Source organism: Arthrobacter sp. Dra40, assembly GCF_059091905.1.
In genome coordinates this window covers 1-7,353 of the sequence record NZ_JBNHHB010000239.1, presented here as the reverse complement: position 1 = coordinate 7,353, position 7,353 = coordinate 1, and the positions used below count along the sequence as shown (strand labels likewise).

Annotated in this window: 10 protein-coding genes; 2 read left to right on the top strand and 8 right to left on the bottom strand. The window is 63.5% G+C overall.

Annotated features, from left to right (window positions below):
- The 7 genes from AC5RWT_RS32545 to AC5RWT_RS32515 form a co-directional block, all read right to left on the bottom strand.
- Window positions 1-432, bottom strand: a 432-nt coding sequence (locus tag AC5RWT_RS32545; protein ID WP_494083828.1) for an SDR family NAD(P)-dependent oxidoreductase, incomplete at its 3' end; no start/stop codon positions are given.
- A 65-nt stretch (window positions 433-497) separates the two neighbouring features.
- Window positions 498-1,817 carry a UDP-glucose dehydrogenase family protein gene (locus AC5RWT_RS32540; RefSeq protein ID WP_494083827.1) on the bottom strand — a complete coding sequence of 440 codons (1,320 nt, stop codon included), beginning with the start codon at window positions 1,815-1,817 and terminating at the stop codon, window positions 498-500.
- Window positions 1,818-1,934: 117 nt separating this feature from the next.
- Window positions 1,935-3,071, bottom strand: coding sequence for a UDP-glucuronic acid decarboxylase family protein (locus tag AC5RWT_RS32535; RefSeq protein WP_494083826.1), 1,137 nt, complete (start codon window positions 3,069-3,071; stop codon window positions 1,935-1,937).
- A gap of 21 nt (window positions 3,072-3,092) precedes the next feature.
- Window positions 3,093-3,326 carry a hypothetical protein gene (locus AC5RWT_RS32530; protein ID WP_494083825.1) on the bottom strand — a complete coding sequence of 78 codons (234 nt, stop codon included), beginning with the start codon at window positions 3,324-3,326 and terminating at the stop codon, window positions 3,093-3,095.
- A gap of 369 nt (window positions 3,327-3,695) precedes the next feature.
- Entirely contained in the window at window positions 3,696-3,857 is a 162-nt protein-coding gene (locus AC5RWT_RS32525) for a hypothetical protein (protein ID WP_494083829.1), read from the bottom strand.
- Between the two features lie 21 nt (window positions 3,858-3,878).
- The gene (locus AC5RWT_RS32520) at window positions 3,879-4,133 is read right to left on the bottom strand and encodes a hypothetical protein (RefSeq protein WP_494083824.1); all 255 of its coding nucleotides are present in this window, start codon (window positions 4,131-4,133) and stop codon (window positions 3,879-3,881) included.
- Between the two features lie 112 nt (window positions 4,134-4,245).
- On the bottom strand, window positions 4,246-5,139 hold the full coding sequence (locus AC5RWT_RS32515) for a ribonuclease Z (protein ID WP_494083823.1): 894 nt from the start codon (window positions 5,137-5,139) through the stop codon (window positions 4,246-4,248).
- Between the two features lie 255 nt (window positions 5,140-5,394).
- Between AC5RWT_RS32515 and AC5RWT_RS32510 the strand changes: the two genes are divergently transcribed.
- On the top strand, window positions 5,395-5,964 hold the full coding sequence (locus AC5RWT_RS32510; RefSeq protein ID WP_494083822.1) for a DnaJ family domain-containing protein: 570 nt from the start codon (window positions 5,395-5,397) through the stop codon (window positions 5,962-5,964).
- Window positions 5,965-5,973: 9 nt separating this feature from the next.
- Here AC5RWT_RS32510 and AC5RWT_RS32505 read toward each other — a convergent pair whose 3' ends face one another.
- Complete coding sequence (locus tag AC5RWT_RS32505; protein ID WP_494083821.1) at window positions 5,974-6,597, bottom strand: uridine kinase; 624 nt, start codon at window positions 6,595-6,597, stop codon at window positions 5,974-5,976.
- Window positions 6,598-6,808: 211 nt separating this feature from the next.
- On the opposite strand from AC5RWT_RS32505, the gene AC5RWT_RS32500 reads away from it, so the two are divergent.
- Window positions 6,809-7,353: lipoyl protein ligase domain-containing protein (locus tag AC5RWT_RS32500; RefSeq protein ID WP_494083820.1), on the top strand; the 545-nt coding region annotated here is incomplete at its 3' end.

The window sequence follows — 7,353 nt, the reverse complement described above, 5'->3', positions numbered from 1 at the left end:
CGTCATTTCGTCAATTGGTACTACCCTGGCGTTCCCGTATATAGAGCAGGACGAGGAAAAAATCAGGTGGTGGACGCCAGAGCTGTTCATTGCCTCAACAAGACTGAGCAACCCGCCAACATTATTAGAATAGTATTCGAGCGGCCGACTTACGGAATCACCTACCGCTTTGAATGCGGCAAAGTGAATGACGACGTCGAACTGAAAGGCGGCAAAGGTTGCTTTGAGGGCCGCTTGGTTGAGCAGGTCCAGTTGCAGGAACGTTAGGCGGCTGGAATGGGCGATTTCGCCGGCGCGCTTTACCGAGGCAGCGGAACTGTTGCCTAGATTATCGATCACGATGACATCAAATCCGTTGGACAGGAGGTCAACGCAGCAGTGGCTGCCGATGAAGCCGGCCCCGCCGGTAACGAGGGCTGTCTTGTTGGGCATGAATACCTCTCTCATAATTTGAGCGGTTGGCCAGATCTGATTGCCCTGCGCCGGTTGAGGGCTGGTTAGCGTACGGGGCGGCCCATGGCCCGGATGGTCCAACCGGCCTTGCGCCAATAGTCAATGTCCAAGGCGTTGCGGCCATCAAGTATGTTCCGTGCTCTGACGAGGGTAGAAAGACGGGCGGGCTCAAGCTCGCGGTACGCGGGCCACTCGGTGAGGTGGACAGCTAAGTCTGCAGCTTCAAAGACCTTGTCGATGTCGGTGGAGTAGTTCAGAGTCGGGTGAGTGTTGCGGGCATTGTCTAGCGCTTCCGGGTCATGCACACGTACGTCCGCGCCTTGGCCCTGCAAGGCGAGCGCTACCGCGAGCGCGGGGGAGTCGCGTACGTCGTCGCTGTTGGGCTTGAACGCGGCACCGAGGACTGCGATGCGTTTGTCTTCGACGGAGCCGCCTAGCATCTTCCGTGCCAGGTTGACAGCGCTGTGCCGGCGGTTGATGTTGATCCTGTCGACGTCGCGAAGAAAGGTCATCGTTTCTCCGACCCCGAGTTCCTCTGCCCGGGCCAAGAAGGCCCGGATGTCTTTGGGCAGGCAGCCGCCTCCGAAGCCCACGCCGGGGGTGAGGAAGCGGTGCCCGATACGGGGATCGTGGCCCAGCGCGGATGCGAGCGGTAAAATGTCCGCTCCCGCGGCTTCGCAGACTTCGGAGATTGCGTTGATGAATGAGATTTTAGTCGCGAGGAATGCGTTGGCGGAGACCTTGACGAGTTCCGCAGTCGCCAAGTCGGTGCAGATATAGGGAGTACCGGCGGCCAGAATCGGTGCGTAAACTTTCTGCAGAACCCTTTCTGCGTCGACCGAGGTAACTCCGACGACCAGCCGATCCGGATGCAAGGTGTCCTCGACCGCGAAACCTTCCCGAAGGAACTCCGGGTTCCAGGCGACCTGCACCCAGGTGCCCGGGGGTACAAGACTGGTGACCTTCTCGGCCAGCCGTGATGCGGTGCCGACCGGGACCGTCGACTTTCCGACGAGCAGGCACTGCTTATGCAGGTGCGGCGCCAAGCCATCAACTACTGCATCGACATACTTCATGTCCGCGGAGGCCGAATCCGGGCTTTGAGGGGTCCCGACACAAATAAAATGCACGTCACCGAAGGCTGCGGCTTCTTGAAGTGACGAAGAGAACCGCAGCCGACCGGCTTCCAGGTTCTCGCGGAGAAGTTCCGGGAAACCAGGTTCGTAAAACGGAGCGCGGCCCTGGGAAAGCCGTTTGACCTTGTATGGATCCACATCCACACCGAGGACTTCGTGGCCGAGTTGGGCCATGCCCGCAGCATGGACTGCACCAAGGTAACCGGTTCCAATGACTGTAATGCGCATAGCTTTCTCCGTGATTTTGGAAACCGGCAGCGCCGATGCTTGGAAAATTGCAACCAGACAGCCGGACCGCTGCTGTTCCTGAGGTGAAACCGACCGGTGAAGGTCCGGGTACGGTCGTCAGGCCGGCCCCGCAAAAGCTGATGTGTTTGCGGCCGGTTCGACGTCCCAACCTTCGAACTGCGCGCCGGTGAGGCTCTTGGCGGCCGCGGAGACTTCCGCCTTTTGGGAACGGAAGTACTCGATGGTGCGCTCCAGACCTGTTTCCGTCGAGACGAGCGGCTGCCAGCCCAAACGTTCCATAGCACGGCTGATATCCGGCCTGCGGCGTGCCGGGTCGTCAACAGGGAGCCGGTGAAATTCGATGGGCGACGCCGAACCCGTGATTTTAAGTATGAGTTTGGCTAGATCATGGACAGTACGTTCCACCGGGTTTCCGAGATTGATGGGCCCTGTTTCATCCGAGTCGATCATGACCATAAGGCCCCGGACCAGGTCATCGACGTAGCAAAAGCTGCGTGTCTGGGTTCCGTCGCCATAGATGGTGAGCGAGTCACCGTTCAGTGCCTGGGATATGAAGCTAGAAACAACACGCCCGTCTCCGGCCCGCATTCGTGGCCCGAATGTGTTAAAGATCCTCAGGATCCCAACGTTCACGCCGTGGTACCGTGCGTAAGCCATGGATATCGCCTCCGCGAACCGTTTGGCCTCGTCGTAGACGCTGCGCGGACCGACGGAATTGACGTTCCCCCAGTAGTCCTCTGTCTGCGGATGGACTACCGGATCTCCGTACACCTCGCTTGTCGACGCAAGAATGAACCGCGCCGCCTTCGCTTCGGCCAGCCGTAGGGCGTTTTCGGTTCCCCTGCTGCCGGCGGCCAGCGTCTCCAGTGGAAGCCGGTGATAATCCGGCGGGGAGGCGGGGCTGGCCAGGTGGACAACGGCATCTGTGGCATCCTCCAGGGCCAATGAGTTGCTGACATCGGCAGTCAGGAACGTGAACCGCGGATTGCTCCTGAACGAGGCGATGTTCATCCGCCGTCCGGTGGACAGATCATCGATGCAGGTCACGAAATCCCCGCGCGCCAGCAGTTTTTCACAAAGGTGCGATCCCAGAAATCCTGCCCCACCGGTTACCACAGTCCGCATGGTGCCCCCCACTGCGATTTCATTTACATCTTGGCTCTGATGCCAGAGTTGCTGATTCGGCGTTGACTGTTCGGCGGTGTAAACAGACCTAGCGGTCGCACCCACCATCGGAATAACTGCCGTTGAGTATCAAGTCTTGAGGAAGGCTTCCGCTTCGGTGACCCCCAAATTTGGGGATTGACAAGCGGGGTCAACTTTGGTCAGTGCCGAGAAGATCTCAAACTCGGGGGGTATGCCATGAGGATCGTCTTTACTGAAACGTTGAATGGCTCTGATTTCGAATCCATGGCAGAAGTCTTGCAAACTCCTCGATACCGGAAAATTTTCGCCGCAATCCTCGCCCAACCCTTTAACAACAGTCATCAATGTGATCAGGCACGTAACATTCAAATTCGTCAAGCGCGATCAGTATCTTGCTCAGCTGCGGTTTGACGAATGACCTTCTGGTCCTTGGCGCCGACAATGGGCGATACTCCACGTAAAGGCCCAAGTAAGCGTGGTCCTCGGGTCTAGCGACGGATGATCGGCCCATGAACAGAAACTCTAAATGGAGGAGTGGGAGCAGGCAGTTGCGCCGGGCGTCGACGCACCGGAGGGGAGGCGGTCATGGCCCCGGCCGGAGTCCCCGCCGGGGCGCAGAAAGCCCTTTCGTCGACAGCGTTCGTCACGCACTGTTCGTGGGCCGCTCGGGCAAGATCCGGTGCCGTCGAGCATCACCAGTTGAGGAACGGTTCACCGTGAATACGGATCGACGGAGCAGGAGAGACATCTGGTTCCCAATGCTCCGCGTCCCGGCATGATCGGCTTGCCCGCAAGCTCCGGCCGCCGGAGCACCTCGACCGCCGCGATGAGCTGGTCGAGATCGACGTGCAGCACCCACCGGATTCCGCTCACGCCCCCAGCCTGCCCCAAGCGCTATTCGCTGGGCGGCTCGTCCGGATCGAAATCCTCCAGCGGAGCTCCGGGCCGATCGTCCGGCACCCCGCCTTCGAGGGGATCGGACAGTGTTTCGTCCACGGGACGCTCGGAGTCTGTATCGACCCCGGCGTCAACAAGTTCCGGCGGGACTGCATCGACGCCCTCGTCGGGGATCAAGGGGTCTTCGCCTTGGACGGTCAATTCGGGATCCGGCAGGTTCTGTTCGTCCTCCGGACGGTATTGCTCGCTCATGAGAGCCTCCTTGAATCGTTGACCCAGGTTCCGCTTGGAGTGCCACCGTAACCCGGACGAGCCGACAGGGAAACAGGTAGGCGGCCCGAGCGGCACCGATCGTGGTTCACCGTCAGGGTAGAGTCCGCCGGCGTTGGGGGAACGGAACCAGATCCAGATCTTTGGCGATGACGACGGTGCTGCCTCCTGCTCGTGCGTTGGCCTCCCGGGCGAGTGGCGTCAGGTCGGCGTAACGTGAGGAAAAATGGGTCAGCACGAGTGTGCCCACACCGCCGCCGGCTGCGAGTCCGCCTGCCTGCCCGGCGGTGAGGTGGCGGTACCGGGCCGCCAATGCGCCGTCGTCGTCGCTGAAGGTGGACTCCGCCACCAAGAGGTCCGCTCCGTCGGCGAGCTCTTCCGCGCCGGGGCACACCGCGGTGTCCATCACAAAGGCGAAGCGCTGTCCCGGCCGCGGCACGCTGACCTCCTCCAGCCGCACTCCGTTCAGGCTTCCCTCAAGCTGAAGCAGGCCAACGTCCGGTCCGGCAATCCCGGCGGCAGCCAGCCGCTCGGGCAGCAGGGTACGGCCGTCGGGCTCGACCAGCCGGTAGCCGTAGGTTTCGATCCGGTGGTCCAAAGGCAGCACTTCGAGGCCGTCCGCAATAGAGCCTGCGGCGCCGTGCGGGTGCAGGCGCAGGTCCAGCCCGGGGGACGCGAGCGAGACCAAAGCCCGCACCACCTCCTCGCCGGAGGCCGGGTAGTGCAGGTGGACCGGATGCTCGACGCCGTCCAGGACCATGCGCGAGAGCACACCCGGCAACCCGTAGCAGTGGTCGCCGTGCACGTGCGTGAGGCAAATGCGTGTGATCCGGCTGGCCGAAACACCGGCGAGGATCATTTGCCGCTGCGTGCCGTCACCGGGGTCGAACAACAGACCCTCGCCATCCCACCGCAAGAGGTAGCCGTTGTGGTTGCGGGACCGCGTGGGAACCTGCGAGGCGGTACCGAGGACGACGAATTCGCGCATGCCACCGAGTCTGCCATTGCCGTTCTTCCGGCGGCCACCGCCGGATCAGCGGCACCGTGCGATCGGCGCACAGCAGGGACTCGTCGTAATCCGCTGACGGAGCCCGGTAGGAGCGGGGCGTATTGCTGCCTGCTGTCCGGGCTGGGAAAATTTCGGTAGCGCTGCAGGTGGCTGGGCAAGGCCCTGGCCGCGGACAAGAACGTGATGGAGGCGGTGAAGGACATGGGCAGGGCAGTAGGTGACAACAGCCGGCGAATGGAACGCGCGGCAGAGCTGCGCGCTGGGCGGGACCATGCACCTGCCGACGCAGTAGAAGCGAAGCAGACCGCCGCGGAAGAAGAGAAGAAGCGCAAAATCCGGGAGCTGGACACATCCCGCCGCGCCGATTATCTGGTCCGCGAGGCCATGGCGCGCGGCGAGTTCGACGACTTGAAATACGCGGGCAAACCCATCCCGAACCTGGGCAACAGCTATGACCCCGACTGGTGGCTCAAAGGATTGATCGAGCGCGAGAACCTGACGGGGCTGGGGCCGGAAGCGCTGCTGCTGCGCACGGAGGACGCCGAGCTGGACGGCCGGCTGGATCAGCAGATTTCGGACCGGCAGGTACGCGAAATCCTGGAGGACTTTAACGCCAGGGTGGTGAACGCGCGGCGCCAACTTCAAGGCGGCCCGCCGGTCATCACGAAAACGCGCGACGTGGAGTATGAACTGGAACGCTGGCGCGAGCGCCGCGCTGCCAGAGCAGAGGCAGCGGCACGCGAAGAACCCGAGTTCGAGCCGAAACGGCCGTGGTGGCGCCGGATGTGGGACCTGACCGAATAGCTTCCGGCGCTACTTCCGCTGGCTGGCCGCTGCGGGACGCAAGCCGGCCAACTCCTTTTTCACCTGCCGTTTGGGTACCGGGCGGAACCCGGCGGCGAGATAGCGGTCGCGCACCGAACGCTCGGAGCGGAAGAGCGCCCAGCCGCGTTTGAGCAGGAACGGCAGCGGTTTGCGGTGCTCCCGCAGGTCGCGCACGAGGCGGCGCACCGCCGTCGTGATGGGAGAGACCGTGATGAAGACGGCGTCCACCTCCGCCCCGAGGCCGCGCAGCTGGCTCAGGACTGCGTCGGCGAAGATGCCTTCGGCAATCACCGGCCCCTCCGCAAGCTCCACGGTGCGGTGCCCGTCATAGCTGGAGGTGGCGATGGAGTAGTTGGGGATCCGGGTGCGGCCGGTCTGCAGCAGTTCCATCGTGGCGCGGGCTGCGGCGCCGCTGTTCCAAGTGCCGGAATGGTCCCAGTCGATTTCCCCGTACGGAGTGAGCGGCAGCGGGGACGCGGGGGTGTGCTCGCTGATTTCCCGATAGAACCCGTCGAGTTCCACATGCGGACGGCCAAACCGGGCGGCCAGATAGGACTTGCCGGATCCGGAAGCGCCGCCGAGCAGAATGAGAGGGATGGGAGGAGAGGGCACACCGCTATTATTCCGTGTCCGACGCCGTGTCCGACGCCGTGTCCGACGCCGTGGCCCGGCACGCCGGGGCGCCGGGGCGCCGGAGCCGTCAAGCGGTACCTGCTGCGGGGCGGATATGCCCAGACGGAACGTGCTGCCGGCCGGCCGTAAGATGGCAAGGGTATTCCGCCGCCGGCGGCGCAGAACAGCAGGTCAGGAAGCAGGCATCACCTTGGAGCAGTCACCGCAAAGCGCTCGCGGGCTGGCGTGGGTCCGCCAGGCGGAGTCTTTCGGCGCCGCAGCGGATCTGCAGTACGGAGTGGAACTGCTGGGTGCTGCCAAGCAGGGTCGGCTCGGTCCCACGATGCGCGTCTACCGGCCGGCGCCTACGGTGGCGTTCGGCCAGCGCGATGCCCACCTGCCCGGCTTCGAGGAAGCAGCCCGGCGGTGCCGCGAACTCGGTTTTGAGCCGCTGGTGCGCAGGGCCGGCGGCCGGGCAGCGGCCTACCACGACGGTTGCCTGGTGCTGGACCACGTGGAGCCCCTGGCTGATGCCATCGCCGGCGCGAAAAAGCGGTTCGGGCTGTTCGGGGAGCTTCTTGCCGGAGGTCTGCGCGACACCGGGCTGCGGGCAGGGGTCGGCGAAATCCCGGGGGAGTACTGCCCCGGCGAGTTCAGCATCCACGGGGCGCACGCGGGTGATCCGTTGCGCCGGGTCAAGCTGGTGGGCACCGCCCAGCGGGTTGTCGCCGGCGCCTGGCTGTTTTCCTCCGTGGT

Excerpts from the sequence above, each read along its gene's own strand:
- AC5RWT_RS32540 (WP_494083827.1), bottom strand. The coding sequence starts at position 1,817 with ATGCGCATTACAGTCATTGGAACCGGTTACCTTGGTGCAGTCCATGCT.
- AC5RWT_RS32535 (WP_494083826.1), bottom strand. The coding sequence starts at position 3,071 with ATGGTGGGTGCGACCGCTAGGTCTGTTTACACCGCCGAACAGTCAACG.
- AC5RWT_RS32530 (WP_494083825.1), bottom strand. The coding sequence starts at position 3,326 with ATGACTGTTGTTAAAGGGTTGGGCGAGGATTGCGGCGAAAATTTTCCG.
- AC5RWT_RS32520 (WP_494083824.1), bottom strand. The coding sequence starts at position 4,133 with ATGAGCGAGCAATACCGTCCGGAGGACGAACAGAACCTGCCGGATCCC.
- AC5RWT_RS32515 (WP_494083823.1), bottom strand. The coding sequence starts at position 5,139 with ATGCGCGAATTCGTCGTCCTCGGTACCGCCTCGCAGGTTCCCACGCGG.
- AC5RWT_RS32510 (WP_494083822.1), top strand. The coding sequence starts at position 5,395 with ATGGAACGCGCGGCAGAGCTGCGCGCTGGGCGGGACCATGCACCTGCC.